At 31.4% G+C, this 26,878-nt stretch carries 17 protein-coding genes and 1 pseudogene; 15 read left to right on the forward strand and 3 right to left on the reverse strand.

Annotated features, from left to right (window positions below):
- Positions 1 to 431: 431 nt before the first annotated feature.
- The 14 genes and pseudogenes from RHP76_RS21290 to RHP76_RS21355 all read left to right on the forward strand — a co-directional run bounded on the left by RHP76_RS21290 (position 432) and on the right by RHP76_RS21355 (position 21,430).
- Complete coding sequence (locus tag RHP76_RS21290; RefSeq protein WP_311228993.1) at positions 432 to 1,997, forward strand: phage tail protein; 1,566 nt, start codon at positions 432 to 434, stop codon at positions 1,995 to 1,997.
- Between the two features lie 140 nt (positions 1,998 to 2,137).
- Positions 2,138 to 3,247, forward strand: a complete 1,110-nt coding sequence (locus RHP76_RS21295) for a phage tail-like protein (RefSeq protein ID WP_311228994.1) — start codon at positions 2,138 to 2,140, stop codon at positions 3,245 to 3,247.
- Between the two features lie 1,532 nt (positions 3,248 to 4,779).
- Positions 4,780 to 5,793, forward strand: coding sequence for a DUF4421 family protein (locus RHP76_RS21300; RefSeq protein WP_311228995.1), 1,014 nt, complete (start codon positions 4,780 to 4,782; stop codon positions 5,791 to 5,793).
- A 2,037-nt stretch (positions 5,794 to 7,830) separates the two neighbouring features.
- Complete coding sequence (locus RHP76_RS21305) at positions 7,831 to 8,721, forward strand: GLPGLI family protein (protein ID WP_311228996.1); 891 nt, start codon at positions 7,831 to 7,833, stop codon at positions 8,719 to 8,721.
- A gap of 18 nt (positions 8,722 to 8,739) precedes the next feature.
- Positions 8,740 to 9,084 (forward strand): helix-turn-helix domain-containing protein, encoded by a 345-nt coding sequence (locus RHP76_RS21310; RefSeq protein ID WP_311228997.1) that lies wholly within the window; start codon positions 8,740 to 8,742, stop codon positions 9,082 to 9,084.
- 439 nt (positions 9,085 to 9,523) lie between these two features.
- Positions 9,524 to 12,484 carry a sensor histidine kinase gene (locus RHP76_RS21315; protein WP_311228998.1) on the forward strand — a complete coding sequence of 987 codons (2,961 nt, stop codon included), beginning with the start codon at positions 9,524 to 9,526 and terminating at the stop codon, positions 12,482 to 12,484.
- Positions 12,485 to 12,494: 10 nt separating this feature from the next.
- Positions 12,495 to 13,121, forward strand: coding sequence for a response regulator transcription factor (locus tag RHP76_RS21320; RefSeq protein WP_311228999.1), 627 nt, complete (start codon positions 12,495 to 12,497; stop codon positions 13,119 to 13,121).
- A 913-nt stretch (positions 13,122 to 14,034) separates the two neighbouring features.
- A complete protein-coding gene (locus RHP76_RS21325; RefSeq protein ID WP_311229000.1) occupies positions 14,035 to 14,262 on the forward strand; it encodes a hypothetical protein in 228 nt (75 codons plus the stop codon).
- 232 nt (positions 14,263 to 14,494) lie between these two features.
- On the forward strand, positions 14,495 to 14,935 hold the full coding sequence (locus tag RHP76_RS21330; RefSeq protein ID WP_311229001.1) for a DoxX family protein: 441 nt from the start codon (positions 14,495 to 14,497) through the stop codon (positions 14,933 to 14,935).
- Positions 14,935 to 15,900, forward strand: coding sequence for an SLAC1 anion channel family protein (locus RHP76_RS21335; RefSeq protein WP_311229002.1), 966 nt, complete (start codon positions 14,935 to 14,937; stop codon positions 15,898 to 15,900). Before RHP76_RS21330 ends, RHP76_RS21335 begins: the two co-directional genes overlap by 1 nt.
- A 10-nt stretch (positions 15,901 to 15,910) precedes the next feature.
- The gene (locus RHP76_RS21340; protein ID WP_311229003.1) at positions 15,911 to 16,783 is read left to right on the forward strand and encodes an AraC family transcriptional regulator; all 873 of its coding nucleotides are present in this window, start codon (positions 15,911 to 15,913) and stop codon (positions 16,781 to 16,783) included.
- Between the two features lie 1,143 nt (positions 16,784 to 17,926).
- Positions 17,927 to 19,996: a hypothetical protein gene (locus tag RHP76_RS21345; protein ID WP_311229004.1), complete on the forward strand. Its 2,070-nt coding sequence runs from the start codon at positions 17,927 to 17,929 to the stop codon at positions 19,994 to 19,996.
- Positions 19,997 to 20,411: 415 nt separating this feature from the next.
- Positions 20,412 to 21,234: pseudogene (locus RHP76_RS21350) on the forward strand (transposase).
- A 37-nt stretch (positions 21,235 to 21,271) separates the two neighbouring features.
- Entirely contained in the window at positions 21,272 to 21,430 is a 159-nt protein-coding gene (locus RHP76_RS21355) for a hypothetical protein (RefSeq protein ID WP_311229005.1), read from the forward strand.
- Between the two features lie 84 nt (positions 21,431 to 21,514).
- On the opposite strand, the gene RHP76_RS21360 is transcribed toward RHP76_RS21355, so the two are convergent.
- The 3 genes from RHP76_RS21360 to RHP76_RS21370 form a co-directional block, all read right to left on the reverse strand.
- Positions 21,515 to 22,369 (reverse strand): IS3 family transposase, encoded by an 855-nt coding sequence (locus tag RHP76_RS21360; protein ID WP_311229006.1) that lies wholly within the window; start codon positions 22,367 to 22,369, stop codon positions 21,515 to 21,517.
- A gap of 14 nt (positions 22,370 to 22,383) precedes the next feature.
- Complete coding sequence (locus RHP76_RS21365) at positions 22,384 to 22,815, reverse strand: hypothetical protein (protein ID WP_311229007.1); 432 nt, start codon at positions 22,813 to 22,815, stop codon at positions 22,384 to 22,386.
- A gap of 90 nt (positions 22,816 to 22,905) precedes the next feature.
- Positions 22,906 to 23,328 (reverse strand): transcriptional regulator, encoded by a 423-nt coding sequence (locus RHP76_RS21370; RefSeq protein ID WP_311229008.1) that lies wholly within the window; start codon positions 23,326 to 23,328, stop codon positions 22,906 to 22,908.
- A 657-nt stretch (positions 23,329 to 23,985) separates the two neighbouring features.
- On the opposite strand from RHP76_RS21370, the gene RHP76_RS21375 reads away from it, so the two are divergent.
- On the forward strand, positions 23,986 to 26,853 hold the full coding sequence (locus RHP76_RS21375; protein WP_311229009.1) for a SusC/RagA family TonB-linked outer membrane protein: 2,868 nt from the start codon (positions 23,986 to 23,988) through the stop codon (positions 26,851 to 26,853).
- The last annotated feature ends 25 nt before the right edge of the window (positions 26,854 to 26,878 follow it).

Below are 26,878 nucleotides of genomic sequence, written 5' to 3' on the forward strand. Positions count from 1 at the left end.
TTAATTAGTTTTCAAAGCTCTTTTAATTTTTTAATAAAATAGTAGTTTTTTTAAGATGATTTTATTCTTATACTTTCACTACTTGTATTATTATAAAAATTTCGGATTTAATATTTATCTTATTTATAGCTTTTGCAAATGTAACGATTAAATACAGCGAATTTAATCAAAGTTTTAAAAGAAGAATCATCATCTTGAAAGAATGCAAAATTAGAGAGCTTACAATTAGAGCTTATGCAAACGCTGACTGAAAATTCTGTCAAAAACGGATGGTTGTAGTTCAAAAGATTTTTATATTTGTTAAGCGATATAAAGAAATAAATTTTTTTATTGACATTACACTTGAAAAGAATAAAAAAGTTAAAAAATGTATTCTTATTGAAATTAGTATTTTTTAAAGACACACGTAAACAATTTTAAACTAAATTATAATGAAAAAATTTTCTATTACAGTGATTGTTCTATTTTCTCAGATAGTTTATTCACAATCTGCCGGAGTAGGTATTAATACAACCACTCCCAAAAGTACCTTTGACATAAATGGTAAAAAAGATTCTTCAGGATTAGCAGTTTCCACAGATATTGCAGGACTTCAGGCTCCGCGTCTTACAAGAGCTGAGCTTACGAGTAAAGGTGATACGCTTTATGGCCCAGACCAGAAGGGAGCTATAGTTTACATTACGGACGTTTCTGGAGGAAATGTAACAGGTCCAAGATCTAATATTTCTTCTGTTGGCTATTATTACTTTGATGGTTCTGCTTGGCAGAAAATAGGTATGTCTTCAGATGTGGAACAAAACATTGGTTCTATTACTGCTTTCTCTTATGCTTCTGTCCCATCTTCTTATTTGGTGTGTGATGGTTCTGCGGTAAGCAGGGCAACCTATTCTGCACTATTTGCAAAGATAGGAACCACGTATGGATCGGGAGATGGTTCTACCACGTTCAACCTTCCTGATCTTAGGGGAGAGTTTATCCGGGGATTGGATCTTGGAAGAGGGGTAGATACGGGAAGAGCTTTAGGGACTTCCCAAACAGATGATTTTAAAAGTCATAAGCATGATATCCAGACTGAATATGGAAATGGACAAGTAGTTGGATATAGAAATCCTGTTTATGATGCTACTACTGCTCCTCTTGAGTCTGGAGTTAGAGGTCAGTATAATAGTATAGTAACTATTCCAAATTCTGGATATGTTTCAAGTAATCCAATTAGAAATAATGGCGGTACGGAAACCCGCTCAAGAAATGTAGCCATGGTGTATGCCATTAAAGCTAAGGAGAGTGCTGTACTGTCTTCATCAGACAGCCAGACGATCCAGAGCCTCACTACTGCTTTACAGCCTTGGTATTCTACCACTACAGGCACCGGTGCAACTACAGTTACAGAGAATATCTATCACTCCGGTAACGTGGGGATAGGGACTACGTCGCCTACTACAAAACTGCATTTAGAAAGTTCTACTTCTGGTGCTTTTAGATATGCAGATGGTACGCAGGGCGCTAACAAGATTCTTATGTCTGACGGTAATGGCAATGCTTCATGGGTTGCTCAAAATGCAGTAACTCCAAATATTATAACGGGATCAATAGGGTCTCGTTTAGTGACGTGTAGTTTCGCTCAGATTACAGGTTCAACAATATCTTTACCAGTCGGAATTTGGAACATTTATGTCGGTGGCATTCTTTATTCAGGTTCTGCTAACTTTATATCCGGGTCGGTGGTTGGGGGGCAGTCTGTTAGTGGGGGACTTCCGTATTTTGATGTAGTACTGTCCCCTGATTCTTCAAACACAGGAACATTTCAATTTATAAGTTCAAATTCTTCTAAAGTTCCTCTAGTTAATATTACGCAGAATGAATATAACGTAAATTACAAAGTAAATGTAACATCAGGTGTAGTAAAATTAACCGTATTTGGTTCTAGTTGTCTTCCGGGAATATCTAGTTATTCAAGTAATTTTGTTGTAAATAAATTTAATGCTATAGATAATTAAATTAGATAGTAGTTTTATATGTTTTAGATCATAAATTAAATCTATACTATTATTAAAACTGCTATAGGACTAAAAAATGTATTCTTATTGAAATTAGTATTTTTTAAAGACACACGTAAACAATTTTAAACTAAATTATAATGAAAAAAATTTCTATTACAGTGATTGTTCTATTTTCTCAGATAGTTTATTCACAATCTGCCGGAGTGGGCATTAATACAACCACTCCCAAAAGTACCTTTGACATAAATGGTAAAAAAGATACTTCAGGAATTGCAGTTTCTACAGATATTGCAGGACTTCAGGCTCCGCGTCTTACAAGAGCTGAGCTTACGAATAAGGGCGATGCTCTTTACGGCCCAGACCAGAAAGGAGCTATGGTTTACATTACGGATGTTTCTGGAGGAAATGTAACAGGTCAGAGATCTAATATTACTTCTGTTGGCTATTATTACTTTGATGGCTCTGCTTGGCAAAAGATGGTTACTACCACTTTACAACCGTGGCATTCCACTACTACAGGCACCGGTGAAGCTACGGTTACAGAAAATATCTATCACTCCGGTAATGTCGGGATAGGGACTGCGCAGCCTATAGGAGCATTAGATGTTTCTGGTACCAATGGAGCAATTACGATACCAAGAATGACTACAACCCAAAGGGACAATTTAGATAATACAAAAAGAACTGCGGGGTCTATTATTTATAATACAACGTCAAACCAATTTCAAGTTTATAATGGTACAAACTGGTTATCATTAGTATCTACTAACTCCATCGTGAGTGCTCCTACTAGTCAATTAATTTTACTAGCCAAAGGGGGGGAGCCTGGAATACAAACTAATATTGATGGTCCTTTTGCGGCAGAATTCAAGATGGCTACATTTCCTATTGTAGAAGTCAATTATGATACACCTGGCACAGGATATAATTCTTCGACGTCTATTTATACAGCTCCTATTAGTGGTGTTTATCAGATTAATACTAGTTTATTTATGAACGGTTGTACTAATGTTAATACTGGTTCTTTTAATACAGTAAGAATAGCAAAATCTGGACAGGGTATTGGATTGGCAGAAACAAAAACTACTGTATTAAATTCAGGTGGAATTGTTCAAAATTTATTTGCTACTGTTAAGTTGAATGCTGGAGATAAAGTAGGTATTGACTATAACAACGCTGCATCTACCGCTTATTGTTTAAATAATTATGGAGGAGCTCATTTTTTGGCAATATATAGATTTCAATGATTTATTCCAAGTGAATGTTTAGGAGCAAAGCAGAAAAATTTGAAATACATATGGTCGGCTTCTCTATTAAAGTTTGTAAAATAACTTTAAAATTTTAAATAGAAGATAGCGACTATAAGTTTCTTTTACCCAATTAATTGTGTTAGCTATTCGAGATAGAACAAATCCAGATTCAAATTCGCAATTTTAGAATTCAGAAAAAGTTGTAGCTTATCGTCATATGGTAATTAATAACTATGTAACATCCTGATATTTTGATATTGGTATCTATACAGTTCCAATTACAGGAACATATTTGATTGTCGCATCTGTATTTTAAAATGATTGTCAAACAACTACAGGTGTAAATGCATTTAGAATTGGTGTATAGGGCTTATACTGGGAGTTTGAAAATGGTACATTAAAGCCACGGGAAATACTATTTCAACCAATTTAATAACAACAATTCAGCTAACAGCTGGACAAAATAAAGGGATTGATTATAATAATTGGCGGTTTTCAACCAGCTGCACATCAACAATTAATGAAGCACATCGTATTGCAATATTCCGCTTTCAGTATATAATATTGTTAAATATATAAATGGAACATCATAGACTTATAGCTAAAAATTCACTAGATTTTAGTTGTAAATATTCTTTAGTAGCGAATAATATAGTGTTGCCTACATTACATAAAATAGAACTTAATAAGTAAAACACAGCAATGTATTAAATAGATCAAGAAAACAGTCGTAGTTTACATTACAAGTTTCAAAAGCCTGTGCTATCGTTTCAAATGAATAATATTAGTTCGGTAAAATATTCTATTATTTTCCTACGATATTTGTTAGAAAGTAGAAAAGGAAGATTTTGCCTTATTTTTGGAGTGATATCCGGTGATACTGATAGTACAGAAAATATTCATCACACAAGAAAATTTGGAGCTGTAACTAGTATTCCAAAGTCCGCTTTAAAGGTAGAATTTTTTTAAGTAACGTGCAAAGAAATATTCAAAGTTTATATTCTAACCTCTGCGTTTCATTATAAAAAAAATGTATGTAAATGATTTTTTTAATCAGGAATTGGTCCAGAGTTTATTTCTATTACAGCTTTGGCTACTGTTCATTGCTTAGTATCCTTTTAGGTGCTGGTTTAAAAAAGTATATGTATATAAACTTATGAGCAAACTTTCTATGGTAATTGTTTTTTGATTCTGGAGAAAAAACTCTGTTAATGTAGAAATTATTATACTGAGCAGCTGGCAATCCAATTTCAAATCAGTTTAGGGAAGATTTTACTAATCATACAAAAATAGGTACGATAGTTCTGATTTGTAAGTAATATCAAACACATCTAATAAATTAATTCTTCATCATATACATTTTCTTATAATAATATATCTTTACTTATGTTGTTAGTAATAATTGAATAATTTTATGTCTTTTGTCCTTTATTACAGTTAATGTTTTACGAATTTGACAGGTATAAGTAATATGGTTTTAAATAAATTTAAAGTAATATATAACTATTTTTTTAATTAGTAAAATTAACATGAAATTTTTATCTGTATGCATATTTTTATTTCCTTTAACACTATTTTCACAATTCCCAAAATTAAAAACGAATTTTGAAAAGGATTCTTCTTATGTTAAAAGACTTAATGAACATATTGTATTAAAAATAGTTACATTTAATAGAGCTAATAATTTTAATGTAAAGAATAATGATGTTTTCCTGAATATAATACCTAATGATTCTCAGAAATACAGTTTATCTGTAGATTATGATTTTTTAGCTTTCTCTATAGACTTACCCGAAAGGTGGACCAATACAGAACCGGACAATGAAAAGAAAGGTCGTACCACTAGATTTGATGCTGCGTTTACCATTTTCAGAAACTATTGGATGCAATCCCTATATTACAATCAAACAAAGGGCTTTTACATAAAAAATACAAAAGATTTTTCCACAGAATGGATGTTTGATTTACCCTATATGCAGTTTCCTGATTTTAAAGTTACAAATGTAGGAGGCAGTACCTCCTATGTAGTCAACGCCCAGAGAATATCTTTTAGAGCAGTAAACAATCAAACAGAGATACAGAGGAAAAGTGCTGGTTCCTTAATTGTTACAACAAATTATAATTATTCCCATTTTAGTAATAAGGAAGAAGATTTAAAAAGTACTCAAAACAGATATAATATAATTCCCGAGATATCTTATCAGTACAATTGGGTTTTATTAAATTGTGATTTGCTTTTATCTGGGAAACTTGGAAGTGGTTATGGTTTTAGTTATGTACAAAACACTTTCAATGGATATAGAAATAATTACGGAACGGATATTTTGTATTTAAACCTAAACTTAAATATTAACTATCAATTTAAAAATCTTTTCCTCGGATCACAATATCATATTAGTTTTCAGAATTACAATGATAATGGTTTTACTGTAAATAATAGTATGCAATATCTTAACGTATTTTTGGGGTATAGATTCGATGCACCAAAAATTTTGAAAAAAAATTCGAACTGGATTAAAACTAGATTTTTCTTTCTAAAGTAAGAGTAAATAACTTTTCTCATTTTTCTGTTGATGGCACTATCCCACGAATTGTGTAAATTGTAAAGTGAAGGTTTGGATTTTATAATCTGAGCCTTTCTTCAAAAATAAGCATTAACTGGATAAGATCAATATCCCAATTTTGAATTGGCATCGTCCATTTTTAGTAGCTTCTTTTAAAGCGAGATATACTTACTTCATTACGGCATCATCCTTAGGGAAAGACATTTTATTAAACTGTGCAAATGTGTGCTGTACAATTTAACGACTGTAGGATCACAAAAATTAACTACCATTGCCATAATTGACAAAAGAAAACCGTTTCGATCTTACACTAAATACCATTTGATTCTTTTTACTTTTTTATCTCCGTCAAAAGCATTTAATGAACGATTGTTTGACAACTTAAAGCTTTGGTAGTCAGTAATTCCTAAAGTGGACTCATTGTTTTGTAGAATGTCTATGCTTTTTTTTTCAAATAGTTGGACTAAAAAATAATCAAAACCTTCAGCATCAGGTCATTTGTTGTAATAATAGTAAACCGATTACAATTTGGAAAAGTCACTAGTAAGTGCATTTAGTGGACTAATTGTTTTTATGATATACGATAAAGCATTGATTCTTAATTATTTTAAGTCTTTGTTTAAATAATTCTATTCAGTGTTTAAATATTTTAACCTCTTTGTTTTTGATTGTTAAATTATTGTAATTAGCTTTGTGTATATTTAAATTGATATTATTAGTAGATTTTTAAGGATTTTTTTTACAATATATTTAGTTGCTTTACTGATTTATAGTAAATAGTTTTAATTTTTATTGATAGTTTGTTAAGAAAAATATTAAGGCTATGCTAAATAAAGTGTCTGTAGTTGCCTAAGATAAAATGAGTTTTAGAATGATTTAATTAAATTTATTATGAATCGAAAACTGTAATTTTAATATAAAAACAGAATAAAGGAAAAATGTAAATAGTAAAAAAATAAGATTTAAAATTTAAGGCTTTTCACTAGAAAAAACTTGGCTTAAACAATGGTTTATTTTTATGTAATATTTTTAATTTACAAGTACATTCATTCTTTTATTAGTTTGAAATTAGGTAACATGCATTATTGATCGTAAGAGTAATGTGCTGTGGATTTAGTGATTTGTATAAGACAAATTAAGACCTTATTGATTTCCTTTCAGATTGTATATGAATGAAAGTATATCATTTATTTAGTTAATATAGTATTATCAGTTGTATATTTACTAATTTTCTTCATTTGTCTTTTGTTTGTCAGAATATTTAAACAAGTTGGTGAAAAAATTGAGTGTAATTCACAATAGCTTATGTAACTTTGATTTCTTGTGGTTTAATACAGTAAATTAGATAGGAGAATTTTTGGAAAATTCCTTTTAATTTTACTATCTACAATCTTATTAACAATATATAAAAATGTTATGAAGATTGTAGTAAATTTTCTGGAGAGAAAATCTTTCAGTTAAAAATTAATTCGAAAAATGATGTAATCTTGAAATCACATTATTTTTACATATTAAATAATATGCAAATTTTTTGAGTATTACGTGGCATTCAAATAAAGATATAGTCATGATTTATATGGCTCTATTATTTTTGATCTTCAAAAATTGTTTTTATTGCATTTATGCTTTTGAATTTATCGTTTATGACGTAAAATGTCTTGTAATTTTAAAAACAATAATATCATGAAAAGAAATAAAAATTTAAAGCTAAAAACAGAAACTCAATGAAGAGTAAGAATTTATGAAAGCGCTTGCTGATAACACTGATAAAAACGAGTAGCAGTGTACCGTATATTATTACTTAAGAAATATTTCACATCACTCAGAATTTACCTCAATAGAAACTTGGGAAATTGAAGAAACTAAAGCGAAGCATTGGGAAAACAGAATTTATACAAGCCGCAATACGCAATCTTCCTGATATTTTAGTAAAATTACCCGAGATTATAATCTGGAACAACATGAACTATTAAATTTATAAACTATGAATTTACGTTTTAATAAAATGAAAAATATATGAGAACAGTTATAATAATTTTTTTACTTGCATTTTCATTTGTAAATGCTCAAATCAACAGGTTTATTTACGAATACCAATTTATTCCTGATTCTACCAATAAAGTAGATGTATTTAAAGAGGTCATGGTTTTAGATATAAGTTCAAAACAATCAATATATCAAAGCTTACAAATTGTAAAAAGAGATTCTGCTTTAAAACAAATAGCTAAAAATGATTTTAATGAACTATTTTCATTGAATAGGCGACTTAAAAGGGCAATAGTATCATACCAAGTTATTAAAGAATATCCACATTATAAAACATTTTTAGTAGATAAAATTTATAATGATACTTATAAAATTATTGAGAATGAGAAGTTAAATTGGAAAATACATTCTGAAAAAAATAAAATAGGTAATTTTATTTGCCAAAAAGCAACTGTTGATTTCGGAGGAAGACATTGGATCGCTTGGTTTTCTGAACTTCCTTTTCAAGATGGACCCTATAAATTTCATGGCCTACCCGGTCTTATTATTAAAATAGAAGATACATCAAAATCACATATAATGACCATGATAGCAAACAACAAAATTCAAGCAAATTTTGAAAGTGATGCTTCTGGCGGCGAATTTATAACTCCACAAGGTGGAAATTTTATAATTAAAGGTTTGGGTTTGGCGGATGGTCAACTTCCTGTAATAGATGAAAGTCAGTTTAAAAAACAATGGAAACAATATCTTTCAGATCCTTCAAGGGATATTAGAAACATGAAAGGATTTATAACTCAGGATGAAAATGGGAAAATAATTTCAGACATGAGAGAAATTGTTAGAAGAGAAGAAGAACGTGTAAAACTTAGAGAAAAGCAAAATAATAATAAAATAGAGCCCAGTCTTTATTCTAATTAGAATTTCTATTAAATAAGTATGAAATCAACCTCACCCAATTATAAAAAAATATATACTGACATTATATTAATGCAACATCCTAATAAATTAGATGCATGTAAAGAAATTCTTTGTAAAAAAGAATTAACAGCATTAGACGTAATTAAATTAAATCAGACAATTTTTAAAGATTCATTATCTAAGAAACAATTTGAAGATAATCAGAAACATCGGTCTTATGATGAAAGAGCTATTGTAAAAATTCTTGAATTTCAGCGGAAAAATAATCTTAATAACACACAAGTATCTTCACTAATGAATATTAGTCGTAATACAATAAGTAAATGGAAAAAAAATTTTATTTATCAAATTTTTCCTAAATAATTATTATATAATTCCTTTAAACACATGCTGTAATTAAAGGAAATGTTTAATTATATTTCAATGTTAGTAAATTTACAATAATCACTCCAAATGATAAATAAGAAATAATATTTTTTAATTTGCTCTAATCACAATTTACCTCACATTATTTTAGGGACAAAAATTGCTAGCTAAATTTTTAACTAAAAATTTTAAAACAAAAATTACTTTTATCTGTTACATTAAAAATTAATATTCTAAGCTTTATACTAAATAAAAATAAAGTAAAACTTCTATTAATGCTGTATGAAATGAAATGGTTAGATTATTTATAATTCTGATAATATTTATAAATAAATTTTATTAGAATTAGATGAGTTTTTTTTATAACTTATAAATAAGTTTTTATTAGTATATGGTTAAGATTTCCTATAGTTGTATTTTGTTGAAAATTACTTTAATGATACTATATGTAGCAGGTATAAATATTGTAAATGCACAATCTTATAGTATTACTAATCTCAATGTAGAAGACGGTCTTCCTCAGAGTAGCGTTAAAGATATCACTAAAGATAAGTATGGTTTTATATGGATATCAACAGAATCTGGAATTGTAAGATTTGATGGACAAAATTTCGTCAACCCGGAAGTAAAAGGTTTAAATAATAGATTTGGTGATTTTTTTGGGGAAGTAGATAAAGATCTTATTTTTTCTTTAAATGATGGAGAGAAGAATATGTTGTTGATTAATAAAAGAAATTTGAAAGAAATTAAGAAGACTTTTTCTTTTAGTAGATATAGGAGGCAAACAAAATTTCTTTTTTATGTTAAAAACAGTTTAGGTAGTAACGTTAATTCAGAAGTTGGACATTTTTTGAAAACTAAAAATGGATTTTATTACATATTGAACGATGGTATCGAATATATTAATAGTGAAAAAAGAATCTTTAAATACAGAACAGGGATAAACCACAAAAATCTTAATAACTTATTTGGAATAGATGGAAAAATATTCTTTCTTAATAAAGAAAATAATAAAATGTTCCAATTATCTGATAAAATATTTTCAGAAATAAAATGTGATAAAATTTTAAAAGATAAAGAAGCAAATTTTTTTTGGAGTTCAATAAATAATCAGTCGTTTCTTTATCTTAAAAATTCTCTTTATAGTATTTACTTGGATAATAATGTGGTCAAAGTTCATAAAATAGTTAACTTTGATAAAGCAGATATAAATTTAAATTTCAGTTCATCCATATTTTATGATAAGTTAAATAACAAATTATATATAGGAAGTCTAGTTAAAGGCTTATATGTTATTAATTTTAATGAGTTTAAAGTTATACAAGATAAAAGATCTCCTCATCTAAATTCATTTTATTCATTATTGCCGTTAGGAAACACTATTTTATCGCCAACTGGCAATATTTATTCTATTGATGGTAAAAGAGAGCAATTAAAATTAAAAGGAAAATCTGACAAATACTCTTTTATTTTTGATAATCGTAAAAATCTATTATATAAACAAGATGGTAAGCTTTATATTGCCAATTTCTTTTCGCAATATCAAACTGTAAGAGAAATACAATTTGGATATTATATCTCATTTCTTGGTTATGGCAATAATATGTGTATGATTAGTTTCGAAAATGATAAAGGGATTTTGAATTTATATTTAAATAATCAATTTAATAAGCCTTTTAGGACTTTTTTTACAAATGAAGAAATTAAATTTGCTAAATTTTACACGCACGACAGTTTATTAATTGCAGACCGGAGAGTTCTATATAGGGCCTCTATAAAAACAGGTAAACTAAGTATTGTTAGTAAAAATATACCTAACATTAGAAATATTTTTATTAGTAGAGACAATAGGGTATGGATACTTACTTACGGTAATGGTTTTTTTTTATTAGATAATAATCGTTTATTAAAATTGCCTTTGGATTATTATAAGTACTTATCTGAGGTTCATACAATTATCGAAGATAATCATGGTTTTTTTTGGATTACTACTAATCATGGTCTTTTTCAGATTAAAGAATCTGAACTGTTAAAGTTTGTAAATTCAAAAAAGTATATTCCTCACTATTATCTTTTTAATAAATCAGATGGTTTTATAACTAATGAGTTTAATGGCGGAGCCAATCCTGTAGGAATCACTCTACACAATAAATTAATTGTTCTACCTACATTAGAGGGTATGGTTATTTTTAATCCAAAAGATATTCATGCATACTACCCCAGTAGGAATTACTTTGTGGAAACAGCTATAGTTGATAATAATAAAAGATATTTTTCAGATAAACTTATACTTGAACGTAATTTTTCAAGAGTGACACTTGTAGTAGATGTTCCATATTATGGTAATATTTCTAATTTATTAGTTCAAGCTAAATTTAATAATCAAACTGCAATATGGGAAAATATTGGTCAAAATAGAAAATTTACTTTTACTAATTTGCCTCATGGAAAGTATGAGTTATTATTTAGAATCCTTATATCTTCTGAAGGAGTTTATTCTTACAAGAGAGTTTTAATTATTGTAAAACCTTATTTCTATGAAACATGGATGTTTAAAATTTTAATAATTATTTTGTTTTCTTTATTTATTTTTATCATATACAAATTACGTGTAAGTTACTTGGAAAAAATGAATGATGTCCTTGAAAATGTTATTAAGCAAAGAACAAGTGCCTTAAACAAAATAGTTTTAGATTTGCAAAATACTAAGACTAAACTGGAAAATGAAAGTCTTCAACAAAAAAAATTGATCGGAACCATAAGCCATGATATAACAACTCCTATAAAATATCTTGCTCTAACAGCAGAAATGCTCTATGAAGCAAATGACGACGATATTAAATTAAAAAAATCTTATTTATTTAATTTAAATAAATATGCTCTGCAGCTTTTTAAGTTTACTCAGACACTTAAAGAATATTCGGAAATCTATAGAGATAATAAAACTTATGATAATATAAGTTACCCTCTTAATGAAATCTTGGATAATAAGATATCTCTTTTTAATGATATAGCTAGATATAATAATAGTAAAATTATTAACCACGTATCACAAGATGTAACCACTAATATTAGTAAGAATATTCTTTCAATAATTATTCATAATATTCTTGATAATGCGGTTAAATATACGCAAAATGGAAATATATACATAAATTTTTATTATACCAATTCCGCCAATATACTTGAGATTCAAGATGAAGGAATAGGTATGTCCAAAGAAAAAATAAATTATTATACATTTCTCCAAACTAATAGTCAAGATGAAAAACTTTTATTACAAAAATATGGATTAGGTTTGCACTTAGTGTTGCAATTAACTAAAATGATAGGAGCAAAAATAGTAATTGAATTGAATCAACCCAGAGGTACCTCTATAAAAATATTATTAATATAAAGATTTAGCTATGAAAAGTATATTATTAGCAGATGATCATTTTGTTGTAAGAGCAGGGACGAGTATGATTATTGCAAAAAAGTATCCAAATTTTAGAATAGATCAGGTCGAAAATTATCAAGAATTGTTAAAAAAAATTGCAGTTTTTAGTTACGATCTCTTATTTTTAGATATAGATATGCCTGGAACAAAATATGAACTTATGATTAGTGAAATTAAACAGATAGATTCTAAAGTTAATATTCTTATATTTTCTGCGTACCAGGACAGTTTTGTAATTAAATATTTGACTGAAGGAGCAAACGGATATTTAAGTAAACTAAGCACAACAGATAAAATTATTGAAGCAATCGAATCAATATTCGAAAATGGATTTTACTATTCTCCGCAAACAGTAAAAGAAATGTTTCTTATCAACCAAAAAAAGAAAGAAATTAACCCTATTGAAAATCTTACTGATAAGGAAAAAGAGATTGCATATTTATTAATTGATGGTAACGGAAACTTAGAAATTTCAAATATTATGAATATCCAAATGTCTACTATAAGCACGTACAAAAAGAAGATATTTAAAAAGCTAAAAGTTAGAAATATTATTGAATTATTTACCGTATTTAAAGACTATAATAAGTTTTAATGAATATAAATAATTATGTGTGATTTTGTATATTTATTTGCTGTAGAATAAATTATATGGATATATTTATTTTTATGACCCATTTTGGTATAAAGTAAGATCAAAGATTCGTTTTAAGGTCTAAAAGCACAAAATGGATATGATTTGTAAATCGGCCGAAATGAATATCAAAAATATCTGGAGCTACTGTAAACTTCCCTGAAAATTTATCCATTTAAAAGTATAGTTTTTGCTAAAAGTTTTGAATTGAATTAGTCAGTACTTAATGTGTTTTAAAGTTTAATCAAATTGAATAACTTTAAAACACATTAAGTATTATTACAACCCAACAAAAAATCATCAAAAACAAGTTAGGCGTACTTAAATTGGCATAACATTTCGTAAATGTATCGAAAGTTTTTAAAGTAATGGGCTATTCTCAATACAGTTTTTATCGATTTAAAGAATTGTATGAACAGGGGGAGGTGAATTAGCATTACAGGAAATCTACAGAAGAAAGCCCGTATTAAGAAATCGTGTAGACAAAGTCATTGAAAAGGCTGTTGTTGATAACTATTAAAAACCCTGCTTTGTGTCACTTAGAGTAAGTAATGAACTTAAAAAGAAAGTTTTGATTGTATCACCAGGTGGATTTAGAAGTATTTGGTTAAGACACGATTTATATACTTTTAAATTAAGATTAAAAGCTTTACAAGCTAAATCCAAGTCCTTACTGAATCTCAACTTTCAGCACTAGAAAGGGCTAAGGAAGAGAAAAAAACTCATCATCTTGGATATTTAGGAGCTCAAGACACTTATTACGTCGGAAATATCAAAGAATTTGGACATGTTTATCAAAAACTTTTATTGATACATATTCCAAAGTACTATTTGCAAAGTTTATGACCGTAAAAATACTCTTACTGATGCTGACATGCTTAATGATCAGGTAGTCCCTGTCTTTGAACAGCAGGAACTTCGTTTACTTATAATTCAAAAAGACAAAGGAACGGAATACTGTGGAATAAAAGAACATGACGAATACCAGCTTTATTTTACCACTAAACATATTGATCACACAAAGACCAAAGTTAAAGTTCTCAGCCCAATGGCATTTGCGAACGTTTTCACAGGAAGATACAGGAAGAATTTTATGCCATAGCTTTTAGAAGAATATTTACAGAAAAATTGAAGAACAAGAAGACTTACCAAAACGGGGAAGTTTACCTTAACGAAGGGGTGTCAAAGAACTTAGGGTGAGGTTGTTACTGATTTTAAAACTAAGTTTTAACCTTTCTAATTTTGGGAAAAGATTACAAAATGATGTCAATTTTGACAAATAAATTGCTTGTTCTAACATTTCTTTTAAATTACAATAAAATGATATTTGTTGCATGAAAAAATTAAAAATATACAGAACTAGACCAGACATTGGAATACTTATTCTCAGAATCTCGTTAGGTGGATTAATGTTATTTCATGGTGTTGATAAAATAACAAATGGTATCGATTTCATTTATGAAAGTTTATCAATTAAAGGGTTACCTTTGATAATTGCTAATGGTGTATATATTGGCGAATTGATAGTACCACTAGCAATTTTATTTGGATTTTATGTAAGATTTTCTTCCTTTATTTTTTCAATAAATATGCTATTTAGTATATGGCTCATCTATTTTGAAAAAGTTATGACATTAACCCAACATGGAGGATGGATAATTGAACTTAATGTGATGTTTTTACTTGGTGGGGTAACTTTATTTTTCACAGGAGGTGGTAAATATTCAATAGAGAAGTTATTGAATATAAGAAACAAAACTCTAAAAGATAACTGATGAAGTTACAATTACATAAAAATAATTACTCTGATTTACCAGTAAATCTTTTTGGTTGTGTGATGGGCTTGACAGGATTAGCCTTGGCTTATAGATTAGCATCGGAAATCTTCGATTTTCCTCAAATATATGCAAATATCATTGGTTTTATTGCTATGATGGCATTTGTTATATTATTTATATTATACATCTTAAAAGCAATAAAATATCCCCGAAAAGTTATGGATGAATTTAACCATCCTATAATTGGAAATTTTTTTGGTACAATACCTATTGGGATTTTACTTTTGTCTTCGTTCCTCAAGCAATTTATACCATATACGTCAACTGTAATATGGTTTGTCGGTGCAGTATTAATGATAATAATGGTCGTTTCGGCAATTTATAAAATATTGAGTACTAAACAAAAATTTAGTAATGCAACACCAGCTTACCTTATTCCTGGGGTTGGTACTTTGGATATAGTTGCAACGATTCCAGATAATACCTTTACAGGATTAAGGGAAATAATAATTATAAGCTTTGGAGTGGGGGTGGTTCTTGCAATAACATTTTTTATATTAATATTTGCAAGATTAATGTATTGTGATAACCTCCCTAGTAGATTAAAGCCTACATTAATGATACTTATAGCGCCTTTTGCTGTAGGATTTTTAGCTTATACTGCTATGGAGAAAAATTTAGATACTTTTTCTTTAATATTACTAGGCTTTAGTTTATTTTTATGTATAATAGTCTCAATAATAATCTTATTGCAAAAATTGCAATTTATGCTGACTTGGTGGGCTGTTAGTTTTCCTTTAGCCGCTTTTAGTAATTCTTTTCTAAAGTATGCAATGTTTGAACAAACACTAATTAGCAAGGTTATCGCATTATTAATTTTGCTTGTTGTCACTATTGTTATGTCTATAATTTTAATAAAAAGTTTAGATTTATTTTTAAAAGGGAAATTGTTCACTTTTTAATCTATATTTTATGATGAATATCCAAAGATTATCGCATCGCAATGATAGTAACGAAAATCTTTTTCATAAGCTACTTTTTGTAAAAGAATATATGGAGAATGATTTCCCATGTAATAATTTACCTCATCGACATGAGTTTTATCAGATTATTTTTATAACTGAAGGGACAGGTGATCATATAATCGATGGGTGTAGCTTTCCTCTAAAAAATAATTATTTATTTCTAATCTCAGAAAATCAAACACACTATTTTAAAAATGTCAACTCAATCTCTGGATACATTATTGGTTTTGATAAAAGCTTGCTTGATTCACTTAAAAAGTTTTCGCCATATACGCTAAATGTGTTTAATTCTAGCTTACTTATTAATACATTGGTTGTTGATAAAGATGAAATTGGGATTAGGAGAAGTTTGACTGTTATTTCAGAAGAATTTAAACAATCCTATTTTCCATCTCAATTTGAAGTTTTATGTGTGCTATTACAGAGTCTTTTAATTAAAATTCAATCAATTAGAGACTGTATGTTTGATGTTCGTAATGTTAATTATAGTTTTGATTATGATAAGTTTAATCAATTTTTGACGTTGCTTGAAAACGACTTTACTAAAATTTATGATATACAACATTATAGTAATCTTTTGGGCATTAGTAGTAGAAAGTTGACCTCAATTACTAGTAAGTATTCTGGCAGAACAGCAAAAAATTTGATTATTTATAGAAGAATTATAGAGGCAAAAAAAATGCTAGTATTTGGAAATGACGCAATGAAAATTATTGCAGTGAAATTAGGATTTTCAGATCAATTTCAGTTTACGAAATTTTTTAAAAAAAATATAGGATTGTCTCCTAATGATTTTCGAAAACAAAGCAACAAATTGTAATGAATCTATTGCTACTTTACAGATGAGATTGAACCAAAACCCCAAAAGATTCTTGTTTGAATCGAACTTGTTTTTCCAAATATTTTTATACAAATATAATTTTGATCTTATCTTAGAGATATTAACCGAGTAGAAAAAACAGGATATTATTATCCTTGATAATTTTGGATTACAATCCCTTGATAATCTCAAAAGGCAGGTTGTAAGTGATTATAGAAGAGATACAAGGAAAATGTTCCACTATTATTAGGTCACAACTACCTGTAGCTGCCTGACATAAAGTTATTGCTGAACAAACAATTGCCGATGCAAAACTTGACATAATGGTACATAATTCTCTGAGAATAGATATTAAAGGAGAATCGATAAGAAAAAAGCTGATTAGAAAATCAGCTCAGAGTAAAGATTTATTTTATATTTGTAAATCACCTTTTAGACACCTTTTTTTATTTCATTCTTAGTGGTCAAATTTAATCAAGAATCAGAGGCTGATCAACTTGGTCGAACCTGCAGTTATAAGTCCTAATTTATTTCCAAATTAATAATTTATTTAAACTTTCCGCTATAAAATTTCTCAATCCTTTTTCTCTCATCTACTTTGATACAAAATGGAGACAGGGAAGGTTACTAAAAAGATAATTTTTCATAAGCTTAAAGGAATTTTTATAGGGAATTAATTTTTAACCAAATAAAATAAAATTAAAATACAAATAATTCTATTTTAATTTTATTTTATTTGGTTTTATGGGCTTTATTATAAATTGATTTTTAGCTTTATTTGGTATGGAAATAAAAAATAATAAAGTTTTTTGATTAAGATAAAACAAGATGATCTAAGTAAATTACTATTTATTGTTAATAGGACACGAGCAAGATTTTAAAAAAATCTGCACTTTAGAAATAGGATTTTTACATAATATAGTCAATATTAGATATTAGATATTAGATATTGCGGATTAAAACATATCATATGGTAATTCTAAATGTTTAACTCACAGAAAGCATACAGGAGTGAAGTTCTTGATTTATTTTAAGTTCAATTACTTTGTAAAAGTTAATTTAAAACAGATTAAGAAAGGAATATTTTTTAAAGCTAAATTATATAACTATACAAATATTTTCAATCTATAATAATAAAATAAAATGAAAAAAAAATTATTCAAATTATCAATTATGTTTTTTACTTCTTCGCTAGCTTATTGCCAAGTTGGTATAAATACTACTAATCCCTATACTACTTTGGATATTGTTGCAAAAACCAATGGAGCAAAACCAGAAGGTATATTAATTCCGAGATTAACTGGTGATCAGATTAAAAGTATGGAGTCTCAGTTAAGTGCTTATCATAATTCTATGATGATCTATGCAACAAGTGCAAGTGTTAATCTTACAGGAAGTGCTATTGATATTACATCACCGGGTTTTTATTACTACAATTTTGGATTAGCTAAGTGGGTTGCTGTTAACAATGGTGGGACTGCATCAAAAATACCAATTTCTGGTCTTATTGATGGAACGGCGAACAACTCGATTGATAGTAAAAATTTTGAACAAACGTGGAACTGGAACACAGCCGATATACAAACTCCTTTAACTTTGAAAGCTAATGCTTTAACAACTGGAACTTTATTGGAAATCGCTTCTGCAAATCCTATGTTAAATTCAACAAATGGTTTAGTAAGAATCTTTAATAATGCTTTACCAACGACTGCAACAGGTATTTTTGCAAGGTTGCAGCCGAGCAATATAGCAGGAAGTGGAATATCACTGCTCAATAATGGAAACTCCGGATTTGGAACAACTGCTCCCACAGCGAAAATTCATGTTTCTGAATCAGGAATTACTAATCAGGCTGCTGCTATTATAAGCCAGGCAAGTAGTGCGGCAGATACGGGAAGTTTAAATAATACAGGCTCTAAAGGATTGTTTATTGATATGAGTTCTAACACTTTGGATAGAGCACTAGTGATCAATCAAAATGGTACAGCAACAAATTCCAGAGGGTTAAATATTACAATGGGTTCCACAAATCCCGGCTTAGGAGGTTTTATAAACCATACAGGAACAGGTGAAGGGTTTAGAATTCAAAATAATAATTTAGTAAATAATAATGCTGGGATTTATGTTTTACATAGTGGTGCCGGAAATGGAATTTATTCGACAACATCACTAGGTTCTTCTGATGCTACAACGGCAGTTTCAAACAAAAGAGCCGGGATTTGGGGGAACAGAATAATTGGAAGTACCGCAGGAAATAATGCAGGAAGTGGTTATGCTGGACCAAATTCAACAGCGGTAACTTCGGCCCATACTTCAGTTTATGGTTCAATGGGAAATGCAACAACCATAGCAACGACAGATTCTTATATTTTTGGTATATTGGGTGAAGTTCTATCAGTAGGAGGTGCAGCAGCAGTAGACAGATCAGGAGGGGTTTTAGGAAATTCTCAGGCATCAGGAACTTTTGGGATTTTAGGATATCGAACTTCCGCATCAGCTAATGCAGGAGTTTACGGAAGTGCGGCAATGTCTTCAGGAACAGGTAGGTTTGCATTGGGCTCTGATGCAACTGGATTTGGAGTAATGGGTATAGGAGATCTTATGGGGGCTGCTTTCAGAGGAAATATTTATGGGATAAATACAAGTGGAAGTCGTTACGGAATGTATATTGATGGGGCAACTTATACTAATAATATAATTGCAAACGTAAGTGTTGTAGATAAAAATACAGAACGAATCACCACCTATGTTCCTACTTCTACAACAGCAGACATTTATACCAGGGGAACTGTAACTCTCGATGAAAGTGGGAGAGCAAGTGTTACATTTGATAAAAACTTCTCGGACCTTGTGTCGGACAATTCAATTGTTGTAACAATTACTCCTATAGGACGAAGTTCTAAGCTATATCTTGAAAATGAACCTACTAAATCGGGATTCATTGTAAAAACAGACGATTACAGTACAGGTAAGTTCTCCTATATTGCCGTAGGTACTCGTAAAGATTTTGAAAAAATATCGGTACCAAAAGAAATTCTTGCAAAAGATTATGATGAAAACATGACTTCAGTACTTCATAATGAATTTGATACCTCTTCAAAAGGTAAACCGATACATTGGAACGGTTCTGAACTAAAGTTTGAAAGATCTAGTGATTCCGGTAGTAATTCAGTATTGAATATTGCTGAAAACAAAATTGAAAAAATTGAATAAATTATGGACACTATCCCATAAAGTGTGTAAGTTAAAAAGTCATGGCTAAGATTTTATAATCTGAGCCTTTCTTCAAAAATAAGAATAAATTGGTTGAAAACAATCCCCCAATTCTGTATAGGCAACGACCATTTTTCTTTGGCTTCTTTTAAACATAGATTGAGTATAGTTAAAAATGCGGATAATATTGTAGTTTTAAGTCGGGGTAAAATTGTAGAACAAGGAAATCACGAATATTTAGTTTGTATTAAAGGTGCATATTTTGAGTTAGTCAAAAACCAATTAGAACTTTATTTTTATTACAGTTTTATTTTTTATTTCTTGGATGATAAAATGAAGCCGTCTTGACTTTTTGAAAATATAAAGGGGTTTTAGAAATTTGTGTTACAAAACATAAAAACTTCTTATCAACCCCATGTACAAAGTACTAAGGAAAGATACAATAGAAACGGAAATAGTACCTTATTTGCCAATCCCAAAAAGAGGATTTAAAACAAAAGTTTCTTTATGTGAAGTCGTTAATTGTATTTTGTATAAGCTGAAGACAGGTATTCAGTGGCATTTGTTACCGATACTCCATCTGTTCAGTGATAACGCTCTACATTATAAGACCATATTTGGTTATTACCGAAAGTGGTGTGAAGAAAATGTATGGAAAGCTTGCTGGACGGGCTTTCTAAGCCAGAACAAAGGTAAGGTTGATTTATCCAGCAGCGACTTGGATGATAGTCATACGATAGTTTTAAGAGGCGGAGAGGAAATGGGATACCAGGGACGGAAAAAAACATAAAACAACGAATGCTCTGTACTTTACGGATAGGCAGGGTCTTCCTCTGGCCATTTCGGAACCCGTTTCCGGAAATCACCATCACCTTTATGATATTGAGCTGCATTTTGATGAGATTATAAATACTTTACAGAAGGCAAGTATAGCTGTGGATGGTATTTTCATGAATACAGATGAAGGTTTTGATGCCGAAAATTTACGTAGAATCTGTGAACAAAAGGGAATCATTGCCAACATTGCTCAGAATAAAAGAAATTTAGGGGTAGATCATGAATTATATTTTGATCCAGAATTATACAAAGAAAGATACAGCATTAAGAGAACGAACGCATGGATGGATAGCTTTAGATCTTTGCTTAATCGATTTGATACTACTTTATCCAGCTGGATTGGATTCAATTATTTAGCCTTCATTACTTTCGCCTGCAAGAAATTTAAAAAGTCAAGATGACCTCAATAATAACTTTTAACAACAAATTTTCAAAACAATGGAAAAAAGATTAACTCTTGATCAATTTAATAAAAGCGTAGGAACTCAAGATTTAGAATTGCAAAAATTATCAGTAAGAGGATTAGGTAGCTGCCATCCACAAACAGCTCAACAAACCGCAGATTCAATAGCTGTTAAGTTATTAAAGATAAGGTAGAGCAGATTTGGACAAATATTTGGCATTAATCGATGACTAGTCCTAAATAATCGTTACAGATTAATAATATAAAAATACTAATATTTATGATATAGTTGTCGGATTATCCCGACAACTATATTTGTTTTTATATGTCCTAATTCTTACCGTATTTTGTTTGTGCATCTGCTCAGGGGTTTTCATATAACATGACCAATGTGGTCTTTTTGTATTGTAAATAGCAATAGCATCTTTTACCAGTAATCTCATAGTTTGTATATTGACACGATAATCTTCTAAGAAGAACTCCTGCTTTAGTATACCGTTTACCCTCTCTGCAATAGCATTAGCATATGGATCATAGCTTTCAGTCAGTGAAGGTTTAATATTTTTCTTTTGCAATGCTTTCTGATATTCTGTACTACAATACTGTAATCCTCTGTCAGAATGATGAATCAGACTTTTATTACTATACATTCTTTGCTTTAAGGCTCTATTCAATGCCCTGAGAGCTCCTTCTGCTGCCAGACTCTCAGAAACATCATATCCCATTATCTTCTTTGAATAAGCATCGGTTACCAAAGCAAGATAACAATTACGGTCTCTGCCTCCAATATAAGTAATATCTGAGATCCAGACCTGTTCAGGCTGGTCTAATGAAATTTTTTCTATCAGATTTTTATGCTTTCTGAACCGATGATGGGAATCAGTGGTTATTCGATAATTTCTTTTAGGCTTTATCAGCATATTATTAGCTTTTAGAATCCTGAAAAGTTTATCTCTTCCCACATTCAACCTGCCCAAGGAGGGTTGAAGCATATGATAAAGCTTCCTTGTTCCCAGGCGAGGCATCATGACCCGTAAATTATTCACTAGATTAATAACCTGGTCAGCTCTGGTCCTTTTTTCTTTAACAAGCCAAAAACTACGATAGTAACGCTGTCGGTTGATCCCGACCAATCCACAAAGATAGCTTATCGCTTTTTGGCTTTCTTTGCTGATAGATTGGATTGATCGGGAGAGAAGTTTTTTCTTACCTTGATTAAATATTCTTCTTCTGCCAGATCAATCAGCTTATCTAAAATCAAAGCTTTATCTTCCGACTCTGCTAAACGGCTTTCAAGGAATTCATTCTGACGTTCCAAACACTTTATTTTCTCTTGAAGCTCTTGAATTTTTTGTTCTGGGGTTTGCATAACTTTACTTTGTGAATGGTTGTCTATATCAAAGTTACCATATTTTCTCCGCCATTCGGTTATAGTCCCGTGACCCTGGATACCATACTTGCGCATGGCGGCACGGTTGCTAATCAAACCATTTTCAACTTCTTGGACTACTCCCAGTTTAAAGGATAAGCTATAATCCTTTTGACTTCGTTTTACATACTGATTTTTAATTTGTTCCATAACATTACTTGAATTGTGTAACGCTATTTTAGGACGAGACACTTTACGGGATACTGTCTTACGAACTTATAAGACACCACCTGTCATGATTTACTTTGTTTTTCTTCTATTATTAAAATCTTTTGTTTCTGCTTCGTTTAAAGCACGCATCTCAACAATTTTATAATTTTTTATAACCTGATTATTCTTATCGAAATCGACAGTATCATTTCTTTTTCTATTGACTTCAATTTTAAGATACAAAAGATCATTACTTAAAATTTTATCAGGTAAGATAGACTGATATGAATCCAAGTGCAATGCTTTTGCAGCAAGATGCAGTTTTCTTAAGTTATACTTAGTCTTGGAACTGAAGTTTTCCACCTTTCCGACATATCCATCTGCAAAGCCCATTCTTTGTGATAATTCTACTTGCGAAATATAAGGTTGGGCACGACCTCTTAATTCTCTTACCTTGTCAATTAGAAATAAATCAAGTTCGGATATGATTAATTCAACGATTTTACCTTCCATTATTATTGTTTATAGCAATAACAGAATAATTATAAATAAAAACACATCCATATTTGGATGTATTAAAAAAAATACTATATTTGTGATACACTATAAAATAGTGTAATTTTGCGATACTTCAACGAAAAAATAGAAGCTATTGCTTAGAGTCTCGAACAGAAAACTGCCAATTTTCAAATAGGAACGAGATGATAAGTAAGCGGCTCATGTCCTAGGCGTGGGTCTCTTCCTCTTATCTGTTCCATGGTATGGCAGTACCTCTGTTCGGATAATGTAGAGCTCCCACGCCGTTTTATTTCCGGCATTCTCATACATCTAAGCAAAAATTTACAAAATAAGTTCGCATTGAGAAAGACACAATGGAGCAATACCATTGCGGCAGTAATGCTTAGAGAGGACTAAATCTTACATTCATGTTAATATTTGCTCGGGCCGGAGGCTATAGTTTCCGCCCGCAACAAATTATAAAACAGCAAAAACTATAAAACACAAAGAAAATATAAAGAACAACATGAAGCCGAATTTCACTTACTATAACGATACGTAAGGCTGTATATCTTGTACTGTAAGAAATAAAAAAGCCCTTTCCGCAAAAGTTGACAGCTGGTGCAGGAAAGAGCAGCTAGTTATAATAAGTTTATTAAACCCAACAAATTTATGAAAAAATCCTATACCAGCATAGGGAGCATTTCATGTGTCGTTATGCTGACGGTAGCAGGAAGCTATTTTCAGGCGCAGGTACGGAACAATTCGGATACGATCTCCCGAAAGAATACCCCTGAATCTTCTTTGCTTAGGAAAAAGACCGATACCATATCCCCGTCAGGTAAGCCCGCATCAGAAAAAGTGAGCCATATTGAAGAAGTGGTACTTAATGCAGGGTACTATAAAGTCAAAGATAAAGAACGTACCGGAAGCATTGCCAAAGCTTCTGCGAAAGACCTCGAGAACCAGCCTGTCACTAATGTATTAGCTGCTGCTCAGGGAAGAATGTCCGGGGTAAGCATTACCCAGAACACCGGAACTCCCGGAGGTGGATTCGATATCCAGATTAGGGGAAAGAACAGTATCCGACGTGAGGGTAATGAACCCTTATATATTATAGACGGAATTCCCCAGGCTTCCGAAACCCCTTCGCTGTATTCCACTAAAATCCTTCCGTGGTCCTCTATCAATCCACTGAATGCGATCAACCCGAATGACATTGAAAGCTTTGAGATTTTAAAAGATGCCGATGCAACAGCCATTTACGGATCAAGAGGAGCCAACGGGGTGATTATTGTAACCACTAAAAGAGGAAAGAAAGGACGATCTGAGTTCAAGCTTAATACCTCGTATTCCTTAAGCAGGATTACCAGGCCTATGGAAATGATGAACACGGAGCAGTACATCAGTATGCGTCGTCAGGCATTCCAGAATGATAATGTAGCCTATCCCGCTACCATGTATGACATCAACGGAACCTGGGACCAATCCCGCTACACCGACTGGCAGAAAGAACTGATCGGAAACATGGCAGATGCCTACAGCGTTCAACTGTCGATGAGTGGCGGCTCTGAAAACTTTTCTTACCAGATCAGCTATGGCCATAATGAGCAGACCACTGTTTTGCCGGCTGATTTCAAATATAAAACCAATAACATCAATGCCAATTTCAGTTATCTTACTCCCAACAGGAGAATGGAATTTAGCATGGTAAATACCTTCTCTTTTCAGCAGAACAATGTGCAGAATGATGACCTTACGCTAAAGAGTATTATGCTGAGCCCTAATGCGCTGGCACTTTATACCGCAGACGGGAGCATCAACTGGGAGAATGGAACCTTTAACAATCCGGTGGCTTCGCTTCTGAGCGAGTATTCCAATAAGACCGCCTTTTTTAATAACGGCCTCAATATGTCATATAAGTTGTTTCCTTTCCTTTCATTAAAAATGAACGCCGGAATCAGCTATCAGAATTTCGATGAACGCTCGATAAAGCCTCATACGATCAATAATCCTTCTTTCGGACAGACCAGCATGAATTCCACCTCTTCCCGGAATAACCAGGTGAATTTTTCCTATATCCTCGAACCCCAATTGGTGGGATCCTACAAAACCGGAAATCACCAGTTTGAATTCTTACTGGGAGCAACCCTGCAGAAAACACAGTCGGAGCAGGGAGCTATCCAGGGAAAAGGCTTTGAGAGCAATGCACTGATCGATAATATCGGTGCCGCCAGTGTAAAGATCATCTCCGACCAGGTACGGAGCCAGTATAATTACACAGCAGTTTTCGCTCGTTTTAATTATCAGCTGAAAAAAAGATATATCGTGAACCTTACCGGAAGGCGCGACGGTTCCAGCCGTTTTGGAGCCAATAACCATTTCGGGAACTTCGGAGCGGTAGGAGCAGCATGGCTTTTCTCAGAAGAACCATTTCTCAAAGAGGTAAAATGGCTGAGCTTGGGTAAGCTTCGGGGAAGCATCGGAACCACGGGAAACGATAAAATAGGGGATTACCAGTATCTCAATACCTATATCATTTCATCAGGTATTTATAACGGGCAGACCGGTTTAAATCCTGCCCGTTTGTATAATCCTGATTTCAGCTGGGAGAAGACCTTAAAAAAAGAATTGGCACTGGAATTAGGACTCTGGAACGGACGCTTTAATTTTTCAGGGGCTTATTATGAAAACACCTCTTCTAACCAGCTGGTGGGAATTCCGCTTCCAGCCACTACGGGCTTTCCTTCCGTGCAGTCCAACCTTCCGGCAAAGATCAGGAATACAGGCTGGGAATTCGATAACTCGGTTCAGGTCTTAAGAAAAGGGAAATTCAGGTACGAAACCTCTTTTAACCTGAGCATCCCTAAGAATACCCTTGTCGAATTTCCGAACCTCGAAGGTTCTACCTATTCTAATCAGTATATGATCGGCTATCCTACGGCGATTGCCAAAGTCTACCAGTATGAAGGCATAGACCCTGCAACCGGATTATATAAGTTTACAGATTTCAATGGTGACGGTAAGATTACTTCCCCTGACGATAATAAGGCAGTAGAAAAACTGGGTGTCCGGTTTTTTGCCGGATGGTCGAATCAATTCACGTGGGGAAACTGGTCAGCATCTTTCCTGTGGCAGTTTGTAAAACAGAGAAACTGGAATTATAACCGCCAGATGCTTTTACCCGGAGCGCTCAGCAATCAGCCTGTAGAAGTATTGGACGCATGGTCGCCCTCTAATCCGGGAGGCAGCTATATGGAATATTCGGCAGGATACAACCCTCAGAAGCTTTCCCTGCATGGTTTCTTTCAGAACTCCACGGCGGCAGTAAGTGATGCGTCCTATATCAGGCTAAAGAATGTACAGCTGAATTACCTTCTTCCTCTACAGAAAATGGGCATCAAAGAAGCCATGATTTATGTACAGGGGCAAAACCTTCTGACGATCACCAATTATTTTGGAATGGACCCGGAGTTTTATCTCGTAGGTTACCTGCCGCCACTGAAAACCTATTCATTAGGATTCCAGGTGACTTTTTAGCAATAAGATTGATGATTTTATATGC

This window comes from Chryseobacterium sp. SG20098 (genome assembly GCF_031844745.1).
GTDB lineage: Bacteria > Bacteroidota > Bacteroidia > Flavobacteriales > Weeksellaceae > Chryseobacterium > Chryseobacterium cucumeris.